This window comes from Lysobacter arseniciresistens ZS79 (assembly GCF_000768335.1).
GTDB lineage: Bacteria > Pseudomonadota > Gammaproteobacteria > Xanthomonadales > Xanthomonadaceae > Novilysobacter > Novilysobacter arseniciresistens.
On record NZ_AVPT01000001.1, the window covers coordinates 178,250 to 197,271 of the forward strand.

Here is a 19,022-nt window from a genome sequence, read left to right on the forward strand (position 1 = left end):
CAGCCGTGGCAGCAGCAGGTTCACGGCGGATCGAGCATTTGCGACGCCCATGACAGGCGGACGGATACAATTGCCGCCCCCCGACCGGCCTCGCCGGCGCCAACGAGAGTAGCGATGAGCGCCGAAACGCCCGCGACCCCCAACACCCCGCCCGCCGACGACCCGGCCGCCGACTCCATCAGGTTCACCGACCTCGCCCTGCCCGAGCCGCTGCTGCGCGCGCTCGCCGACGTCGGCTACGAGTCGCCCTCGCCGATCCAGGCCGCCACCATCCCGCCGCTGCTGGCCGGCCGCGACGTGCTCGGCCAGGCGCAGACCGGTACCGGCAAGACCGCCGCGTTCGCGCTGCCGGCACTCGCGAACATCGACCCCGCGCAGAAGACCCCGCAGGTGCTGGTGCTCGCGCCGACCCGCGAACTGGCGATCCAGGTCGCCGAGGCGTTCCAGAAGTACGCCCACCACCTGCCCGGCTTCCAGGTGCTGCCGATCTACGGCGGCCAGAGCTACTACCCGCAGCTGCAGGCGCTCAAGCGCGGCGTGCAGGTCGTCGTGGGTACGCCCGGCCGCGTGATCGACCATCTGGAGCGCGGTTCGCTGGACTTGTCGCAGCTGCGCTGCCTGGTGCTCGACGAAGCCGACGAAATGCTGCGCATGGGCTTCATCGACGATGTCGAGGCGGTGCTGAAGAAGACGCCGGAGACCCGCCAGGTCGCGCTGTTCTCGGCGACCATGCCGCACCAGATCAAACGCATCGCCCAGACCTACCTGAAGGATCCGGTCGAGGTCTCGATCAAGGCGAAGACCAGCACCGCGGCCAACATCCGCCAGCGCTACTGGTCGGTCAGCGGGGTGCACAAGCTCGATGCGCTGACCCGCATCCTCGAGGCCGAGCCGTTCGACGCGATGATCGTGTTCGCCCGCACCAAGCTCGGCACCGAGGAGCTGGCCGACAAACTCGCCGCGCGTGGCATCGCGGCGGCCGCGATCAACGGCGACGTGCAGCAGGCGCAGCGCGAGAAGACCATCCAGAACCTCAAGGACGGCAGGATCGACGTGCTGGTGGCGACCGACGTCGCCGCCCGCGGCCTCGACGTCGAGCGCATCAGCCACGTCCTCAATTACGACATCCCCTACGACACCGAGAGCTACGTCCACCGCATCGGCCGCACCGGCCGCGCCGGACGCAAGGGCGAGGCGATCCTGTTCGTGACCCCGCGCGAGCGCGGCATGCTGCGCGCGATCGAGCGCGCCACCCGCCAGCCGATCGAGCCGATGGAGCTGCCGAGCATCGAGACCGTCAACGAGCAGCGCGTCTCGAAGTTCCTCGGCCGCATCGACGAGGCGCTGGAGAGCGACGAGCTGGCGCTGTACCGCGAGCTGGTCGAACGTTACGAGCGCGAGCAGAACGTGCCGGCGGTGGAGATCGCGGCCGCGCTGGCAAAGCTGGTCCAGGGCGACAACCCGTTGCTGTTGACCGCACCGGCCCGTCCCGAGCGCAAGCCGTTCGAGCGTCCCGGGCACGGCAAGGGGTTCGAGCCGCGCGGGCGGCCGTTCGACCGCGAACCGCGCGACGACCACCGCGCCACGCGTTCCGCCGCCGCACGTCCGCCGCGCCGCGATGACCGCGGCACCGCGCCGCCAGCCGCCACCGGCAACGCAGGCGAGATGCTGTTCGACGACGCGCCCGCACCGCACCACGAGCAACGCGAGCGCCCCGCCCGCGGCCCACGCGAGGCCGATGTCGGCATGGAAACCTTCCGCATCGAGGTCGGCCACCGCCACGGCGTGCAGCCCGGCAACATCGTCGGCGCGATCGCCAACGAGGCCGACCTGGAAAGCCGCTACATCGGCCGCATCGACATCCGCGACGAATACAGCCTGGTCGACCTGCCCGAAGGCATGCCGCGCGAGCTGATGGAGCACCTCAAGCGCGTCTACGTCGCCGGCCAGCCGCTGAAGATCCAGCGCGCCGGGCCGGGCGATGCGGAGGGTGGTCGCGGACGCCCGGGCGGACGGCCCGGAGGTCACCGCGCGGGCGGTCCCGGCGGCCCGCGCCGCGGTGGTCCGCACGGCGCGGGGCCGCGCAAGCCGTTCAAGCCGCGCTCGCCGCGCTGAGGTCGCTCCTACAACAGCCCGGCGTCGACGACACCGGCGTCGCCACGCCACTCCAGCGATAGCCCGCTCTTGAAGTGCCGCGCCTTCCCCGACAGGGGATCGTCGAACGACAGCGAGCGGGCGAGCAGCTGCAGTGGCCGCGCCGGGTCATCCTCGCCCTGCTCCCGCAGCCGCGGATAGAACGGGTCGCCGACGATCGCCGCGCCGAGCGCCGCCATGTGCACGCGCAACTGGTGCTTGCGCCCGCTCACCGGCTGCAGCGCGTAACGCCAGCACGCGTCGCCGCGCTCCAGCACGTCGATCCGGCTCTCGCTGTTCGGCTCTCCCGCCACCTCGCCCATCCGGAAGAACGGCTCGCCGCGCTCGAGCCGGCTGCGGCGCACTAGCGGGAATGACCGCCCCGGCAACGGCGGGGCCAGCGCCTCGTAGGCCTTGTCGATCCGCCGTTCGCGGAACAGCGCCTGGTAGGCGGCGCGCGTGCCGGGGTTGGCCGAGAACATCACCAGCCCGGCGGTGCCACGGTCGATCCGGTGCAGCGGCACCAGGTCGGGGTTCCCCAGCCGCCGCACCAGCCGCCCGAGCAGCGTTTCGGTCACGAAGGCGCCGGCCGGCATCACCGGCAGGAAGTGCGGCTTGTCGGCCACCACCAGGTCCCGGTCGACGTGCAGCACGGCCTCCTCGAACGGGATCCGCGGCTCGTGCGCCACCTCGCGGAAATAGCGCACCTCCAGCCCGGTCCGGTAGGCCGCGTCGGGCGCCAGCGCCACGCCGCGCGCGTCGGTCACCCGGGCGCGCGCGAACCGGTCCAGCCAGCGCTCCCGCGACACCCGCGGGAACCGCGCGCACAGGCCCTCCAGCAGGGTCGTCCACGGCCCCGGCGGCAGCTGCAGGCGACTGGCGGGGACGGCGTCCGGCGGCGGGTTCGAGGTCATCCGCACACGCTAGCAGCCCTGATCCATGTCATGGCGGGCGCGGCGGCGCGGGCCGACAGTGGGCGTCCCACCCGCAAGGAGCCCGTCGATGGCCGACGCATCCGATCGCCCTGCCAGCGGCGGCAAGTACACCACCCCCGAGGGCATCCGCGCGGTCAAGGGCGGCATCCGCCCCAACGCCGAAAGTGGCCGCGGCGACACCGGCGCCAAGCCATCGTGGTTGCGCGTCCGGCTGCCGGCTGGCGAGCGCTACCAGCAGGTCCGGGACATCGTCTCCGAGCACAGGCTGCACACCGTCTGCGCCGAGTCGCGCTGCCCCAACATCGCCGAGTGCTGGGGCCGCGGCACCGCCACGCTGATGCTGATGGGCGAGGTCTGCACCCGCGCCTGCCGCTTCTGCTCGGTCAGCACGGGCAACCCCAACGGCTGGCTCGACCCGGCCGAGCCGCTCAACGTCGCCCGCGCGGTGGAACTGATGGGCCTGCGCTACGTGGTGCTGACCTCGGTCGACCGCGACGACCTGCCCGACGGCGGCGCCGGTCACTACGCCCAATGCATCCGCGCGATCCACCACCGCGTGCCCGAGGCCGCGGTGGAGGCGTTGACACCGGACTTCGCCGGCGTCCACGAGCATGTCGCCACCGTGCTCGACGCCGGCCTGGTCACCTTCGCGCAGAACATCGAGACCGTCGAGCGCCTGACCCGCCGCGTGCGCGACCCGCGCGCCGGCTACCACCAGACCCTCGACGTGCTCGCCTTCGCCAAGCGCCACGCACCGCAGACCCGCACCAAGACCAGCCTGATGCTCGGCCTGGGCGAGACCGACGACGAGATCGAGCAGGCGCTCGACGACATCCGCGCCGCCAACGTCGACATCGTCACCCTGGGCCAGTACATGCGCCCGAGCGAGCATCACCTGCCGGTGGAGCGCTGGGTCCACCCCGACGGGTTCCGCCGCTACCGCGAGCTGGCGCTGTCGAAGGGCTTCGTCGAGGTCGTGGCGGGGGCGCTGGTGCGCTCGAGCTACCGCGCCGAGCGTGTGCTGGAAGGCAACAACGCCGGCCTGCCGGGATAGAACCCGCACGTGCCCCATCGCGGGCACGCCACCGTTGCAAATGCTAACAATTCGCATTTACGATACGGGACTGCCGGCCATGCCGGCTCCAGCCCGTTTCGCAGCGCACGCCGCCGCCAGCTGCCGCGATCCCCCGAGACGTCCCGACGGTTCCCGTCGCGGATGCAGACGAGATCACCGCAGATGCCCTTCCGCACCACTCCCGCCGGCCCGCGCCGGCGCTCCGCCGTTTCCGCCGTTTCCGCCGTCCTGCCGCGCACCGCGCTGGCCCTGGCCCTCGCCGCCGCGCTTGTGCCGCCAGCACTTGCCGACGAAGCCGCGACGGCTGCCCTGAACGCCACCGACCTCGATACCGTCCACGTCACCGGCAAACGCCGGGAGCAGACCTCGGCCAGCGCAACCCGGCTCGACCTGACCCCGCGCGAGACCCCGCAGTCGGTCAGCCGCGTCACCCGCGAGCAGATGGACGACTTCGGCCTCGACAGCGTCAACGAGGTGCTCGCCACCACCACCGGCGTCACCGTCGAGCAGGTCGAGACCGACCGTACCTACTACACCGCGCGCGGCTTCGACATCACCAACTTCCAGGTCGACGGACTGGGCATCCCGCTGCCGTACGGCATCCAGAACGGCGATATCGACACCGCGGTGTACCAGCGCGTCGAGGTGTTGCGCGGCGCCAATGGCCTGCTGTCGTCCACCGGAAATCCGTCGGCGACGGTCAACTTCATCCGCAAGCGGCCGACGGCGACGTTCCAGGGCGACGCCGGCCTGACCGTCGGCAGCTGGAACCTGCGCCGGATCGACCTCGACCTGTCCGCACCGCTCAACGCCGCCGGCAGCGTGCGCGGCCGCGCGGTCGCGGCGTGGCAGCAGGACGAGAGCCACCTCGACCGCTACAGCCGCGACAAGCAACTGCTGCACGCGGTGATCGAGGCCGACCTGTCGCCGACCACGCTGCTCACCGCCGGCGCATCGCGGCAGGAGAACCGTCCCAACAGCCCGATGTGGGGCGCGCTACCGATGTACTACAGCGACGGCAGCCCGACCGCTTACGACACGTCCACCAGCACCGCCGCCGAGTGGTCGTACTGGGACACCGACCACACCCGCGCCTTCGTCGAACTGCAACAGGCCCTCGGCGGCGACTGGAACCTGCGCGCCGCGTTCAACCATGAGGACAAGCGCGAGGACAGCGAGCTGTTCTACACCTTCGGCGTGCCCGACCCGGTCACCGGCGAGGGTCTGATGGCCTACCCGTCGCAGTACGGCGGCCGCTTCAAGGCTCGCTTCGCCGACGTCTACGCGACCGGCACGATGGCGCTCGGCGGGCGCCGGCATGACGTGGTGCTTGGCGGCAGCTGGGCGCGCGGCGAGAACCACGAGCTGTCGTGGTACGGCGACGACATCGGCACCCCGATCGGGCGGCTGGAAGACTTCGACGGCCGCTATCCGAAGCCGGCGTTCGACGCGTACGCCGACGGCTCCGACTTCGACTACGCCCGCGAGAGCGTCTACGCGACCGTGCGCTGGAACCTGCACGACCGCTTCAAGCTGATCACCGGTGTCAACCGCAGCCGGGTCGAGACCGTCGGCGCGAGTTACGGCGAGCCGGTCGACACCGAGGAGCGGCGCACCCTGCCGTTTGCCGGCGCCGTGCTGGACCTGGGCGCCCACTACTCGCTGTACGGCAGCTACGGCGAGATCTTCAGCCAGCAGGGCGAAACCGGTATCGACGACCGGCCGGTCGGCCCCGTCACCGGCAGCAACGCCGAGATCGGCCTAAAGGGCGAGTGGCTGGACGGTGCGATGGACGTTTCGCTCGCCCTGTTCCGCGCGCGCCAGGACAACCTGGCCGAGTACGCCGGTTTCAACCCCGACACCGGCCGCAGCTACTACGCGGGCACCGACGCGGAATCAGCCGGCTTCGAGCTGGACGTGTCCGGGCGGATCCGCCCCAACTGGTGGATCGGCGGCGGCTACACCCGGTTCGATCTGGAGGACGCGGCCGGCAACGAGGCCCGTACCTACGTGCCGCGCCAGACCCTGAGGCTGTCCACCAGCGTGCGCGTGCCACGGGTCGACGGGCTCAAGCTCGGCGCGTCGCTACGCTGGCAGGACGGCATCCACCGCGACATCGCCATCCTCGACCCGGCCGGCAACCCGTACCGGATCGAGCAGGATGCCTACGCGCTGCTGGGCCTGATGGCCGGCTACGACTTCAGCCCACAGTGGAACGCCACCCTCAACATCGACAACGTCACCGACGAGAAGTACATCCCGAGCCTGTACTGGGAGCAGGCGTTCCACGGCGCGCCACGCAACGTGTCGCTGTCGATCAACTACCGGTTCTGAGCATGGCGACGACGACGATCCAGACACTTCGCGGCGCCCGTTGGCGCGTACGCATGGCGGTGGCGGCGCGGGTTGCCGCGGCGCTGTTCGCCGGCTACTTCCTCGCCCATGCCGCCACCGCGTTCCTCACCCTCGCGTTGCCGCTGGCCAAGGCCGACCGCGTCATCTTCGCCAGCCTGTTGTCGTTCGTGGTCTGGACCGTCGCCGCGATACACGCGTTCGCCGCGCCGTCTGCCTGGCGCGCATGGTGGCTGCCGCTGCTCGCCGGCGGCGTCCTGCTGGGCATCACCCTGCTGTTCCCCGGCACGGCCGCACGCCCATGAAAGAGACCTTCCTCAAGTCGATGGCCTGGCTCCATACCTGGGCCGGCCTGCTGGTCGGCTGGCTGCTGTTCGTGATCTTCGTCGGCGGCACCATCGCCTGCTTCGACGCCGAGCTGGACGACTGGATGCGCCCTGCACTGCACGGCAGCACCGTGCCGACGCAAACTCGGTTCGACGACGCCTTCGCGATCTCCCGCGAGCAGGCACCGGACGCGCACGTCTGGTGGGCCCATCGCGGCAACGAGCGCGACCGGGCGATCGAGTCGTACTGGACGCTCGACGACGGCACCGGGGGCCGGACCACGCTCGACCCCGCCAGCGGCGAACCGATCCCGGGCACCGCCGGCGGCGACTTCTTCTTCACCCTGCACTACAACCTGCACGCGGGCTTCCCGGGCATGTACCTCGTCGGCCTGGCGGGGATGCTGATGCTGGTGGCGCTGGTCGCCGGCGTGCTGATCCACAAGCGGATCTTCAAGGACTTCTTCACCTTCCGGCCGGGCGCGCGCGGCCAGCGGGCATGGCTGGACGGCCACAACATCACCGGCGTGCTGGGCCTGCCATTCCACCTGATGATCGCCTACACCGGCGTGGCGATCTTCACCGCCAGCTACATGTTCGGCGGCATCAACGCGGCCTACGGCGGCGATGTCGAGCGTTTCTTCGAGGATGCGGGCGACTTCTACGAGCGGCCCGAAACCGGCGAGCCGCTGCAGCGCCTGCACTCCACCGACGCACTGGTGGCCGACGCGGAACGGCGGCTCGGGGTGCCGGTGGACTGGGCGGCGATCCACCATCCGGCCGACTCCAGCGCGGTGATCGCCTTCGGCACCGACCACAGCCGGCGGGTCGCCTGGGACATGCGCCAGGTCAGCTACGACGGCGCGACCGGCGAGTTCCTGCACCTCGGCCGCGAGCCGGGCGCCGGCTACGCCAGCTACGCCTACCTCGGCGGCATGCACATGGTGCAGTTCGGCGGCAGTGCGCTGCGCTGGTTGTACTTCCTGATGGGCGTCGCCGGCTGCGTGATGATCGCCAGCGGCATGCAGGTCTGGGTGCGCAAGCGCGAGAAGCGCGTCGCCGCGGCGGGCGTGCTGTCGGGTTACGGGCTGGTGCTGGGGCTGAACGTCGGCGTGGTCGCCGGGATGCCGCTGGCCACCGCGGCAATGCTGCTGGCCAACCGCCTGCTGCCGGCCGACCTGCCCGACCGCGCCGGCGCCGAGGTCACCGTGTTCTGCGCGAGCTGGGCCGCCGCGGCGTTGTGGGGAGCCTGGCGCAGCCGCGTCGGCCGGGGTTGGCGCGAGCTGTTCGGCGCCACCGCGGTCGCGTTGCTGGCGGTGCCGGTGGTCAACCTCGCCGCCACACCGTACAGCGCCCTGCCCGCCACCCTCGGCCGCGGTGAACTGGCGCTGGCGGCGGTCGACCTGACCGTGCTCGCGTTCGCCGCCGGGTTCGGCTGGCTGGCCCTGCGCGACCGGCGCGCCGCCACCGTCGCCCGCCTGCAGCCGCAGACGGAGGGCAGACGATGATCGCGCCGGTGATCCTCGCCAGCCTGCTGGGCTGGGCGCTGCTGAGCCTCGGCCTGCCCCGGCACCACGTCGCGGTGTTCGGCAGCGAGCCCGGCCCCGCGCGTTCGCGCCGCCTGCGCGGTACCGGCTGGGTGCTGCTGGCGCTCGGCCTGCCGGCCTGCATCGGCGAGTACGGCTCGGGCCAGGGCCCGGTTTTCTGGGCCAGCGCGCTGGTGGTCGCGGCGATCGCGTGGGTGCTGCTGATGACGTGGCTGGGCGAGCGCCGGGCGCGGACCGCTTCCGCCGTGCGCCGCTGAGGTCGTCCCGAACGGCACGCGTTGCGGACGATCCGCCACGACCGTGCTAGGCTCGCCGGCCGAAGGGGAGTAGCTCCCGCGCTGTCGCCGTCAATACGGGTCCAGACCCCGGTGCAGCGGTGTCTCCACAGGAGGCACGAGCAAGACCTTCGCGAGGCGCCGGCATTCCGCCGGCGTCGTCCATATTCGCGAAGGAAAAACCGATGGAAGCGCTTGCAAACCCCGAGATCTGGGTCGCCCTGGCCACCCTGACCGCCCTGGAACTCGTCCTGGGCATCGACAACATCATCTTCATCTCGATCCTGGCCTCGCGCCTGCCCGCGCACCAACGCGACCGCGCCCGCAAGCTGGGCATCCTCGGCGCGGCGGTCACCCGGCTGGGGCTGCTGTTCATGATCGCCTGGATCATCGGCCTGACCGCGCCACTGTTCACTGTCTTCGGCAACGCGTTCTCCTGGCGCGACCTGATCCTGATCGGCGGCGGCCTGTTCCTGATCGGCAAGGCAACCCACGAGATCCACCAGAAGCTGGAAGGCGCGTCCGAGCACGTGCCGCAGGGCACGGCGGCGGCGAGCTTCATGGGCGTGATCGCGCAGATCATGGTGCTCGACATCGTGTTCTCGCTGGACTCGATCATCACCGCGGTCGGCATGGTCGACGAGCGCTGGGTGATGGTCACCGCGATCGTCGCCTCGATCGTCTTCATGCTCGCTTTCGCGCGGCCGATCAGCGAATTCGTCGAGCGCCACCCGACGGTGAAGGTGCTGGCGCTGAGCTTCCTGATCATGATCGGACTGGTGTTGATCGCCGATGGCTTCGACCTGCACATCCCGAAGGGCTATGTCTACGCGGCGATGGCGTTCTCGGTGTTCGTCGAGATGATCAACCTGTGGATCCGCCGGCGCGAGGCGCGCAAGACCCCGCCGGTGAAGCTGCATGAGAAGTACGTCGAGGCCGGCGACACCGGCGTGTCGTCCGACCGCGCCTGACCCCCGCTCCGCCGCCCGGCCACCGCGCCGGGCGGCCGGATGCCGGCGACGCGCTAGACTGCCCGGCTTTCCCGTCCGGCACCGCGCATGGCCCTCAACTCCACCGTCGTCAAAGCCGAGCTCCAGGTCAGCGACATGGACCGGCACTACTACGCCACCCACAACCTCACCCTCGCCCAGCACCCGTCGGAGACCGACACGCGGCTGATGGTGCGGCTGCTGGCGTTCGCCCTCTACGCGGACGAGCGGCTGGAGTTCGGCCGCGGACTCAGCGACGAGGACGAGGCCGCGCTGTGGAAGCGCGACTACACCGGCGAGATCGAGCTGTGGATCGACGTCGGCCACCCCGACGAGACCCGGATCCGGAAGACCTGCGCGCGTGCGCGCCAGGTGGTGGTGCTCAACTACGGCGGCCGCGCGTCGGACCTGTGGTGGGAAAAGATCGCCAACTCGCTGACGCGGCTGAAGAACCTCACCGTGCTCGACCTGCCGGCCGACGTGGTCGACGCGCTGCCGGGCATCGGCGAGCGTGGCATGCGGCTGAACGCCCTGATCCAGGACGGCGAACTGCAGCTGATGGGCGAGCGCGGCAGCATCGAGGTGCGACCGGCCGTGCGGATGGCCGCGGCCGACTGAGCCGGGCCGCCACGCCGTGACCACGCACGCCGACGTCATCGTCATCGGCGCCGGCGCCGCCGGACTGATGTGCGCGCTGACCGCCGGCCAGCGCGGGCTGCGCGTGCTGGTGATCGAGCACGCCAACAAGGTCGGCAAGAAGATCCTGATGTCCGGCGGTGGGCGCTGCAATTTCACCAACACCGGCACCACGCCGGACAATTACCTGTCCGCCAACCCGCACTTCTGCAAGTCGGCGCTGGCGCGCTACACGCCGTGGCACTTCATCGACATGGTCGAGCGCCACGGCGTTGCGTATCACGAGAAGGAACTCGGCCAGCTGTTCTGCGACGTTTCGTCCAAGCTGATCGTGAAGATGCTGGTGGACGAATGCGAGGCGGCAGGCGTGCGCATCGAGACCCATTGCGGGGTCGAGCGCGTGGTGCATGCCGACGACGGCGGTTTCCGCCTGCACACCACACGCGGCACCTTCGCCTCACCCGCGCTGGTGGTGGCCTGCGGCGGCCTTTCGATCCCGTCAATGGGGGCGTCCGGGTTCGGGTACGAGCTGGCGCGGCAGTTCGGCCACGCGCTGCTGCCAACCCGCGCCGGGCTTGTGCCGCTTACCCTCAGCGGCCGGCACCAGGAGCGGCTGGCCGACCTCAGCGGGGTCGCGCTGCCGGTCACCGCGTCGTGCAACGGGCAATCCTTCAGCAACCGGATGCTGGTCACCCACCGCGGTGTCAGCGGCCCGGCAATCCTGCAGATATCGTCCTACTGGCAACCCGGCGACGACCTGCGGCTGGACCTGCTGCCCGGCACCGATGCACTCGGGACGCTGCAGCGTTGGCAGGCCGAACGACCGGCGGCGGAACTCAAGACCGTGCTCGCCGAAGTGCTGCCCAAGCGCTTTGCCCAGCGGTTGTGCGAGGCGTGGCTGCCGAACCGGCCGATGAAGCAGTACAACGCACCGCAGCTGCGGGAGATCGCGGCGGTACTGCAGGACTTCGCGCTGGTCGCCAGCGGTACCGAGGGCTACCGCACCGCCGAGGTGACGCTGGGCGGCGTGGACACCGACGGTGTGTCGTCGGCCACCATGCAGTCGCGGCGGGTGCCGGGCCTGCATTTCGTCGGCGAGGTGCTGGACGTCACCGGCTGGCTGGGCGGCTACAACTTCCAGTGGGCGTGGGCGTCGGGGCACGCGGCTGGCATGGCGGTGTGCGACGCCTGACGCCGGTCAGGACAGGATCCGCTCGATCTCGGCCAGCGGCGTGTTGGTCAGGGTCTTGGCGACCTCGCCGCGCAGGCGGCCCTGGACTTCCTTGTGCAGCAGCGGGCGCATCTCGCCGAGCGTCCGCTCGTCCGCCACCAGCACCAGGTCGCGGTACTCCTGCTTGAGCGCGGCGTCGTTGAGGCGCAACGCGAGCTGCTTGGCGAAGGTCGCCTTGTCGATGCGGTAGCCGTCCGAGCCGTCGGGCATCGAACCGGCGGGGCCGTCGTCGTTCATGTTCATCAGCTCGAGCAGGTCGTACTGGTGCAGCGAGACCCGCCGCTCGTCGCCGCGGTTGCGGAACACGCGGGCGCCTTCGCCGTCGGCGACGATGACCAAGGCTTCGTTGGGGATCTGCATGGCGGCTCCTTGTGGGGTGGAGGATTCGGGGCGGATGTTCAGGGGCGATGCCCGCACGGTAGGTCGATCGCGGTTACGCACGCGTGTGTCCGCCGTCAACGCGCCGACGCGCGGGGCGTATCGGCTACGCTTCCGCCTCCTTCCCGCCGGACCCCGCCATGCGCAAGCTACTGACCGCCCTGCTCGCCCCGCTGCTGCTGGCCGCCTGCGCGGAGCCGGGCCCGCCGCCGGGCGGCCGCGTCGACGAGCTGCAGCGGATCGACATCGTCGAGGGCGACGGTGCGCTCGCCTCGCCGGGCGACGAAGTCGACGTCCACTACACCGGCTGGCTGTACGACGAGGACGCGCCGCAGCAGCGCGGCACGGAGTTCGACAGTTCGCGCGGGCGCGGCGAGCCGTTCACGTTCCTGCTCGGCGCGGGGCGGGTGATCCGCGGCTGGGACGACGGCGTGGCCGGCATGCGCGTCGGTGGCACCCGGGTGCTGATGATCCCGCCGGAGTACGGCTACGGCCGCAAGGGCGCCGGCGGCGTGATCCCGCCCGGCGCGTCGCTGGTGTTCGAGGTCGAGCTGGTCGCGGTGCGCGAGGGTGGTTGAGCCCCCTCCCACGCGGCCTGCAACAGGATCGGGGCGCGTGTCACAACGGCCGCGGCAGCCCCAGCATCGGTGCCAGCAGCCAGTACACGCCGAACAGCACCAGCGCCCACATCGCCAGCCTGAGCGCGAAGCCGGCGACCTTCAGCGCCAGCCACAGACCGACCACGATCAGGGCGATGCCGACCCAGCTCATGCGCCCTCCCCGGCGTCATCGGCGTCGACCGGCACCAGCCGCAGGTGATGGAAGTCGAAGCTGAAGTCGGTCAGCGGCGAGATCGCCTCCATCCGGGCCGCGCGCACCTCGCCGTCGGGGTCGAGGTCGAAGGTCAGGAACGCGTCGGCGTTGAGCCAGCGCTGGTCCCAGCGCACCACGAAGGTGTCGTGCTGCCAGTGCGCCAGGCGGCCGACCAGCGCCGGGCTGCGGGTGAAGCGGATGCGCAGGCCGTCGTCGCCGCGCTCCACCACCACGTCGCCGTACCACGGGTCGCGGTAGGTGGCGGCGTAGCCGTCCAGCGGCAGCGACGGCTTTGAGCCGGCATCGCGCGCGGCGACGTGCCTGCGCCAGTCCTCGTCGGCCTCGTCCTGCTGGTTGCCGCGCGAGGCGAGGTAGGCCGCGGTCCAGTCGGTGGCCGGCGCATCCAGCATCGCGTCGAGCGCGCGCATGGTCACCGAATTGAAGGCGCCGTCGACCTCGGCGCTGGTCAGCACGATGATGCCCAGCTCCTGCTCCGGTACCAGGGTCACGCGCGAGAAGAAGCCCGGCCAGCCGCCGGTGTGCCAGACCAGCCGTTCGCCGCGGTAGTCGGAGACGTTCCAGCCCTGCGCGTAGCCGCGGAAGTTGGGCGCGGCGGCGGCGAGTTCGGGCACCTTCGAAGGTTTGCCGAGCGGGATCGGGGTCAGCACGTTCCACATGTCGCGCTGCTCGTCCTCGCCGAACAGGCGCCGGGCATCCTCGCCCTCGCCCTCGATCACGCCCTGGTCCAGCTGCACGCGCACCCACTCGGCGAGGTCGTGCACGCTGGAGTACAGCCCGCCGGCGCCCGACACGTTGCCCCACGACATCCGCGGCGCGGCGACGAGGTCGGTGAAATCCGCCTTCGAGTAGCCGGTGGCGACGTTGTCGCCGGCGCGCAGGTGGTCGCTGTTGAAGCGGGTCTCGTCCATGCCCAGCGGCTGCAGGATGCGCTGGCGCAGGAACGCCTCGAAGGTCTGTCCGCTCGCCGCCTCGATCACCAGCTGGGCGACGCCGAACAGGATGTTGTCGTAGGCGTACTGCTCGCGGAAGCCGCCGTCGACCGGCACGTGTGCGAGCCGGCGCGCCACCTCCTCGGTGGTGTAGTCGGTGCCCGGCCAGTACAGCAGGTCGCCGGCACCCAGCGCGAGGCCGCTGCGGTGTGCGAGCAGGTCACGGATGCGCATCTCGCGCGTGATGTACGGGTCGGCCATGCGGAACCACGGCAGGTGGTCGATCACTCGGTCGTCCATCGCCAGCTTGCCGTCGCGCGCCAGTATCTGCAGCGCGGTCGCGGTGAAGGCCTTGGTGTTGGAGGCGATCGCGAACATGGTGCGGGCGTCGACCGGTTCGCGCGATTCGAGGTCCTTGACGCCGTAGCCGCGCTCCAGCACGACCTCGCCGTCCTTGACGATGGCGACCGCGATCGCGGGGACGTCGAACTGCTCGCGGGCGTTCTCGACGTAGGCGTCGAACCCATGCAGCGGGGTGGTGGCGGGTGCGGTGGTCGGCGGCTCAGGAGCTGGCGCGGGCGATGGGTCGGCCGCGGTCGAAGCTGGCGGCGTTGTCTGCGCAGCTGTGGCGGCGGTCGAGACTGGTGCCGCCGCCTGGGCGACGGCGGCAGTGGCCAGCGACAGGCCGAGCGCCAGCACGGTCGCGCGCACGAGGGTGATGTTGGACATGGAGGATTCCCCTGGAGCGAAGCGCCGACATTACCGCAGGCTGGCATCCCGCCGCCCGCGCCGGATGCCGCCCGTAGGAGCGACGTGAGTCGCGACACACTGACCACCGGAGCACACGTTGACTCGGGCCCACCAGCCGCCGCGGTCGCGCGAACGTCCTTCGCGCGTTCACCGCGCCAGGACCGGTCTGTCAGCGGGTCGCGACTCACGTCGCTCCTACACAACGCCCCGTTCGGCCGGGCGTGCGATGCTTTGCGGTCGCACAACACACGCACGCCCATGCCCGACCCCACCACCCTCCCCGGCCTCGCGATCATCGGCGGCGGCCCCGCCGGCCTGATGGCGGCCGAGGTCGCGCGGGCGGCCGGGATCGAGGTCGACCTGTTCGAGGCCAAGGGCTCGGTCGGGCGCAAGTTCCTGATCGCCGGCAAGGGCGGGCTGAACCTCACCCACGGCGAGCCGCGGCCGGCGTTCGATGCGCGCTACCGCGAGCGTCGCGCCGAGGTCGCCGACTGGCTCGACGACTTCGACGGCGAAGCGCTGCGCGAGTGGGCGCGCGGACTCGGCGTCGGCACCTACGTCGGCAGTTCCGGCCGGGTGTTTCCCGACGACCGCAAGGCCGCGCCGCTGCTGCGCGGCTGGGTGCGGCGATTGCGCGACCAGGGCGTGCGCTTCCATGTCGGCCACCGCTGGCTGGGCTGGGAGGCGGACGGCGCGCTGAAATTCGTTGCGCCCGACGGCGAACGGTCCGTCCATGCCGCGGCCACCGTGCTCGCGCTCGGCGGCGCCAGCTGGCCGCAACTGGGTTCCGACGGCGAGTGGCAACCGTGGCTCGCGGCGCGCGGGGTCGACGTGGCGCCGCTGGTGCCGGCCAACTGCGGCTTCGACATCGGCTGGAGCGAGCACTTCGCCACACGTCATGCCGGCGCACCGCTGAAGCCGGTCGTCGCCCACTGGCACGAGGACGGCCGCGAGCACGCGTTGCAGGGCGAGTGCGTGGTGACTGCGACCGGCATCGAAGGCAGCCTGGTGTACGCGTTGTCGGCGCCGCTGCGCGAAGCGATCGCCCGCGACGGCGTGGCGACGCTGTGGCTCGACCTCGCCCCGGGCCGCGACCTGTCCCGGTTGCAGCGCGACCTCGCGGCACCACGCGGCGGACGCAGCACCAGCGAGCACCTGCGTCGTCACGCCGGCCTTGCCGGCGTGAAGGCGGCGCTGCTGTACGAGGTGCTGGGGCGCGACGGGCTGGGCGATGCGCAACACGTGGCCGCGACGATCAAGCGGTTGCCGCTGGTACTGAAGCGCGCGCGCCCGGTGGCCGAGGCGATCAGCAGCGCCGGTGGCGTGCGGCTGGAGGCGCTGGACCGGCAACTGATGCTGCAAACGATGCCGGGCGTGTTCGCCGCCGGCGAGATGCTCGACTGGGAGGCGCCAACGGGGGGTTACCTGCTGACCGCGTGCTTTGCCAGCGGGCTGCGCGCCGGACGAGGCGCAGTGGAGTGGCTGCGGCGATAGCGGTGGCGGCGATAGCGGTGGCCTCATCCCTCCCCCGCGCCGCTCCGGGCGTCTGTAGTAGCGACGCAAGTCGCGACCCACTGACAAATCGACCCGGTCGCGTTCAACGCGAAGCTCCCGTTTCGGCGGTTCCAGCGCGGCGGGATTCGCGTTGAACGCCAGTGAGTCGCCGGGTCAGTGGGTCGCGACTTACGTCGCTCCTACGGAATCCGGCCCCGCCAGGTCATCGAGGATCGGGCAGTCCGGCCGGTCGTCGCCGTGGCAGCGGCGCGCCAGTTGCTGCAGGGTGCGCTGCATCGCCTGCATCTCGGCGATCTTCCGCCCCAGTTCCTCCGCGTGCGATTCGGCCAGGCGCTTCACCTCCGAGCTGGCACGCTCGCGGTCGTCCCACAGGCCCAACAGGATCCCGATCTGCTTGACCGGGAAGCCGAGCGAGCGGCTGCGCTTGATGAAGCGCAGCCGGTGCAGGTCGGCGTCGGAGTAGATGCGGTATCCGGCGAAGGTGCGGCCGGCCGGAGGGATCAGGCCGATCGCCTCGTAGTGGCGGATCATCTTGGCCGACACGCCGCTCAGCCGCGCGGCATCGCCGATGTTGTGCAGGCCGTCGGCCAGTGCCTCGGCCAGCTCGGGTCGCTGGGTGCGGGTCATGACGCCACCTCCTTCGTCGCCTGCGGCGTCCAGCGCCGCAGCAGCAGGGTGTTGGTCACCACGCTGACGCTCGACAGCGCCATCGCCGCGCCGGCCACCACCGGGTCGAGCAGGCCGGCGGCCGCCAGCGGCAGGCCGACCACGTTGTAGACGAACGCCCAGAACAGGTTCTGCCGGATCTTGCCACTGGTGCGTCGCGAGATCGCGATGGCGTCGGCCACCAGCCGCGGGTCGGGGCGCATCAGGGTGACGCCGGCCGCGTGCATCGCTACGTCGCTGCCGCTGCCCATCGCGATGCCGACATCGGCCGCCGACAGCGCCGGCGCATCGTTGATGCCGTCGCCGACCATCGCCACCCGGCCGTGCGACTTCAGCCCCTGCACCGCCTCGACCTTGTCGCCGGGCAGCACTTCGGCGCGCACGTCGTCGATACCGAGCGCGTCGGCCACCGCCTGCGCGGCTCCGCGGTTGTCGCCGGAGATCATCGCGGTGCGGATGCCGAGTGCGTGCAGGGTCGCGACCGCGGCGCGGGCCTCGGCGCGCGGGGCGTCGTGGAAGGCCAGCAGGCCAAGCAGGCGGACACCGTCGTCGCCTTGCTCGGCCAGCCACGACACGCTGTGGCCGCTGGCGGCAAGCGTCGATGCCTCGTCCTGCAACGCGCCGGCGGCGGCCAGCGCGCCCTCCTCGTCCATCCAGCGGCTGCTGCCGAGCATCAGCCGGCGGCCCTCCACCGTGCCGGCCACGCCACGGCCGGTCACCGCACGGGTGTCCTGCGCCGCCGGCAGCGAAAGCCCCGTGGCGGCCTCGCGCACGGCGACCGCGAGCGGGTGCTCGCTGCTCGCCTGCAGCGCCGCGGCCAGCCGCAGCAGCGCCGCGTCATCGCCGTCGAGCGCGACGTGCCGGGCAAGCTTCGGCCGTCCCTCGGTCAGGGTGCCGGTCTTGTCGAACGCCACCACGTCGACGCTGCGCGCGGTCTCCAGCACCTCGGCGTCCTTGATCAGGATGCCGGCCCGCGCGGCGACGCCGGTGCCGGCCATGATCGCGGTCGGCGTGGCAAGCCCGAGCGCGCACGGGCAGGCGATCACCAGGACCGCAACCGCGTGCAGGATCGCCGCGCTCCAGTCACCGCCGATGAGCCCCCAGCCCAGCAGCGTCAACACTGCGATGCCGACGACCACCGGCACGAACACCGCGCTGACCCGGTCGACCAGCCGCTGGATCGGCGCCTTCTTCGCCTGGGCGTCCTCGACCAGCCGGATGATCCGCGCCAGCGCGGTCTCGGCGCCGACCGCGACGGTGCGCAGCACCAGCCGGCCTTCGCCATTGAGCGCACCGCCGGTGACGCGGTCGCCAGGCTCCTTCGCCACCGGCAGCGACTCGCCGGTGATCAGCGATTCGTCGGCGTGGCTACGGCCGTCGACCACCTCCGCATCGACCGGGATCCGCTCGCCGGGCCTCACCACCACCTCGTCGCCAACCACCACCTCGGCCAGCGGCAGTTCGCGCTCAACGCCGTCGCGCAGCACCCGCGCGGTTGCCGGGCGCAGCGCCTGCAGCGCACGGATCGCCTCGGTGGTCTGGCGCTTGGCCCGCGCTTCCAGCCACTTGCCCAGCAGCACCAGCGTGATCACCACCGCCGACGCCTCGAAATACAGGTGCCCGCTGCCGGCCAGCAGGTGGTACACGCTCAGGCCGTAGCCGGCGCTGGTGCCGAGCGCGACCAGCAGGTCCATGTTGCCGGTGCGGGCCTTCAGCGCCGCCCAGCCGCCGCGGTAGAAGCGCGCGCCCAGCCAGAACTGCACCGGCGTCGCCAGCGCCAGCTGCACCCAGCCGGGCAGCATCCAGTGCACGCCGAACGGCATGAGCAGCATCGGCAGCACCAGCGGCGCCGACAGCACGATCGCGATGACCAGGTGGCGCAGCTCGCGCGAGCGGCGCGGGTCGGCGGCCGGCGCGGCGGCCGCCTCCGCGGCAGTCTCCGCCTGCGGCAGGCGCGCGGTGTAGCCGGCCCTGGCGACGGCGGCGATCAGTTCGCCCTCGATCCCGTCTCGCCGGACCGCCCGAACCTGCGCGCGCTCGGTGGCGAGGTTGACGCCCGCCTCCAGCACGCCGGGCACCGCGGCCAGCGCCTTCTCGACGCGGCCGACGCAGGACGCGCAGGTCATGCCCTCGATCGCAAGATCCACGGTCGCGGTCGCGACCTCGTAACCGGCGCTGCGCACCGCCTCGGCCAGCCGCGCCAGCGGTACGTCGCCGGCGGTGTGGACGTCGGCGCGGCCGGTGGCCAGGTTGACGCTGGCCGACTCGACGCCCGGCACCGCGGCCAGCGCCTTCTCGACGCGGCCGACGCAGGACGCGCAGCTCATGCCCTCGACCTCGAGGCGGACCCCGTCGGGGGCTTGCGTGGGGGTGGCGACGGCGTTCATGCGAGTCTCCGGAGCGGGCCAGGCCATCATGCTCCGGCTTCCCATCATGGGAAGGTCAAGTCGC

The 19,022-nt window shown here is 71.5% G+C and carries 17 protein-coding genes; 11 read left to right on the forward strand and 6 right to left on the reverse strand.

What is annotated here, in order from left to right; translation table 11 throughout:
• Nucleotides 1-114: 114 nt before the first annotated feature.
• Entirely contained in the window at nucleotides 115-2,115 is a 2,001-nt protein-coding gene (locus N799_RS00790; protein ID WP_052100863.1) for a DEAD/DEAH box helicase, read from the forward strand.
• Nucleotides 2,116-2,123: 8 nt separating this feature from the next.
• On the opposite strand, the gene N799_RS00795 is transcribed toward N799_RS00790, so the two are convergent.
• Entirely contained in the window at nucleotides 2,124-3,047 is a 924-nt protein-coding gene (locus N799_RS00795) for a pseudouridine synthase (protein ID WP_052100866.1), read from the reverse strand.
• 88 nt (nucleotides 3,048-3,135) lie between these two features.
• Here N799_RS00795 and lipA point away from each other — a divergent pair, with 88 nt between their 5' ends.
• The 8 genes from lipA (at nucleotide 3,136) to N799_RS00835 (ending at nucleotide 11,460) form a co-directional block, all read left to right on the forward strand.
• Nucleotides 3,136-4,122, forward strand: a complete 987-nt coding sequence (gene lipA, locus N799_RS00800) for a lipoyl synthase (RefSeq protein ID WP_036206383.1) — start codon at nucleotides 3,136-3,138, stop codon at nucleotides 4,120-4,122.
• Between the two features lie 183 nt (nucleotides 4,123-4,305).
• The gene (locus N799_RS00805; RefSeq protein ID WP_081974610.1) at nucleotides 4,306-6,477 is read left to right on the forward strand and encodes a TonB-dependent siderophore receptor; all 2,172 of its coding nucleotides are present in this window, start codon (nucleotides 4,306-4,308) and stop codon (nucleotides 6,475-6,477) included.
• A 2-nt stretch (nucleotides 6,478-6,479) separates the two neighbouring features.
• Nucleotides 6,480-6,800, forward strand: a complete 321-nt coding sequence (locus tag N799_RS00810; RefSeq protein ID WP_203224996.1) for a hypothetical protein — start codon at nucleotides 6,480-6,482, stop codon at nucleotides 6,798-6,800.
• A complete protein-coding gene (locus N799_RS00815) occupies nucleotides 6,797-8,329 on the forward strand; it encodes a PepSY-associated TM helix domain-containing protein (RefSeq protein WP_052100869.1) in 1,533 nt (510 codons plus the stop codon). The genes N799_RS00810 and N799_RS00815 overlap by 4 nt, the downstream gene beginning before the upstream one ends.
• Complete coding sequence (locus tag N799_RS00820; RefSeq protein WP_052100873.1) at nucleotides 8,326-8,625, forward strand: DUF3325 domain-containing protein; 300 nt, start codon at nucleotides 8,326-8,328, stop codon at nucleotides 8,623-8,625. The genes N799_RS00815 and N799_RS00820 overlap by 4 nt, the downstream gene beginning before the upstream one ends.
• Before the next feature lie 203 nt (nucleotides 8,626-8,828).
• Entirely contained in the window at nucleotides 8,829-9,614 is a 786-nt protein-coding gene (locus tag N799_RS00825) for a TerC family protein (protein ID WP_036206386.1), read from the forward strand.
• A gap of 87 nt (nucleotides 9,615-9,701) precedes the next feature.
• On the forward strand, nucleotides 9,702-10,250 hold the full coding sequence (locus N799_RS00830; protein ID WP_036206389.1) for a YaeQ family protein: 549 nt from the start codon (nucleotides 9,702-9,704) through the stop codon (nucleotides 10,248-10,250).
• Between the two features lie 16 nt (nucleotides 10,251-10,266).
• A complete protein-coding gene (locus tag N799_RS00835; protein WP_036206392.1) occupies nucleotides 10,267-11,460 on the forward strand; it encodes a BaiN/RdsA family NAD(P)/FAD-dependent oxidoreductase in 1,194 nt (397 codons plus the stop codon).
• A 6-nt stretch (nucleotides 11,461-11,466) separates the two neighbouring features.
• Here N799_RS00835 and N799_RS00840 read toward each other — a convergent pair whose 3' ends face one another.
• Complete coding sequence (locus N799_RS00840) at nucleotides 11,467-11,859, reverse strand: host attachment family protein (protein ID WP_036206394.1); 393 nt, start codon at nucleotides 11,857-11,859, stop codon at nucleotides 11,467-11,469.
• A gap of 158 nt (nucleotides 11,860-12,017) precedes the next feature.
• On the opposite strand from N799_RS00840, the gene N799_RS00845 reads away from it, so the two are divergent.
• The gene (locus N799_RS00845) at nucleotides 12,018-12,455 is read left to right on the forward strand and encodes an FKBP-type peptidyl-prolyl cis-trans isomerase (RefSeq protein WP_036206397.1); all 438 of its coding nucleotides are present in this window, start codon (nucleotides 12,018-12,020) and stop codon (nucleotides 12,453-12,455) included.
• 40 nt (nucleotides 12,456-12,495) lie between these two features.
• Here N799_RS00845 and N799_RS15590 read toward each other — a convergent pair whose 3' ends face one another.
• Both N799_RS15590 and N799_RS00850 read right to left on the reverse strand, forming a co-directional pair.
• On the reverse strand, nucleotides 12,496-12,648 hold the full coding sequence (locus tag N799_RS15590; protein WP_160279940.1) for a hypothetical protein: 153 nt from the start codon (nucleotides 12,646-12,648) through the stop codon (nucleotides 12,496-12,498).
• On the reverse strand, nucleotides 12,645-14,369 hold the full coding sequence (locus tag N799_RS00850; protein WP_203224997.1) for a serine hydrolase: 1,725 nt from the start codon (nucleotides 14,367-14,369) through the stop codon (nucleotides 12,645-12,647). The genes N799_RS15590 and N799_RS00850 overlap by 4 nt, the downstream gene beginning before the upstream one ends.
• Nucleotides 14,370-14,648: 279 nt before the next feature.
• On the opposite strand from N799_RS00850, the gene N799_RS00855 reads away from it, so the two are divergent.
• Nucleotides 14,649-15,884 (forward strand): TIGR03862 family flavoprotein, encoded by a 1,236-nt coding sequence (locus tag N799_RS00855; protein ID WP_036206400.1) that lies wholly within the window; start codon nucleotides 14,649-14,651, stop codon nucleotides 15,882-15,884.
• Between the two features lie 189 nt (nucleotides 15,885-16,073).
• Here the strand turns inward: N799_RS00855 and cueR are convergent, their stop codons facing one another.
• Together cueR and N799_RS00865 are read right to left on the reverse strand one after the other, a co-directional pair.
• Nucleotides 16,074-16,532 carry a Cu(I)-responsive transcriptional regulator gene (cueR, locus tag N799_RS00860; RefSeq protein WP_052100875.1) on the reverse strand — a complete coding sequence of 153 codons (459 nt, stop codon included), beginning with the start codon at nucleotides 16,530-16,532 and terminating at the stop codon, nucleotides 16,074-16,076.
• Nucleotides 16,529-18,958 (reverse strand): heavy metal translocating P-type ATPase, encoded by a 2,430-nt coding sequence (locus N799_RS00865; protein WP_036206403.1) that lies wholly within the window; start codon nucleotides 18,956-18,958, stop codon nucleotides 16,529-16,531. Before N799_RS00865 ends, cueR begins: the two co-directional genes overlap by 4 nt.
• Nucleotides 18,959-19,022 lie beyond the last annotated feature (64 nt).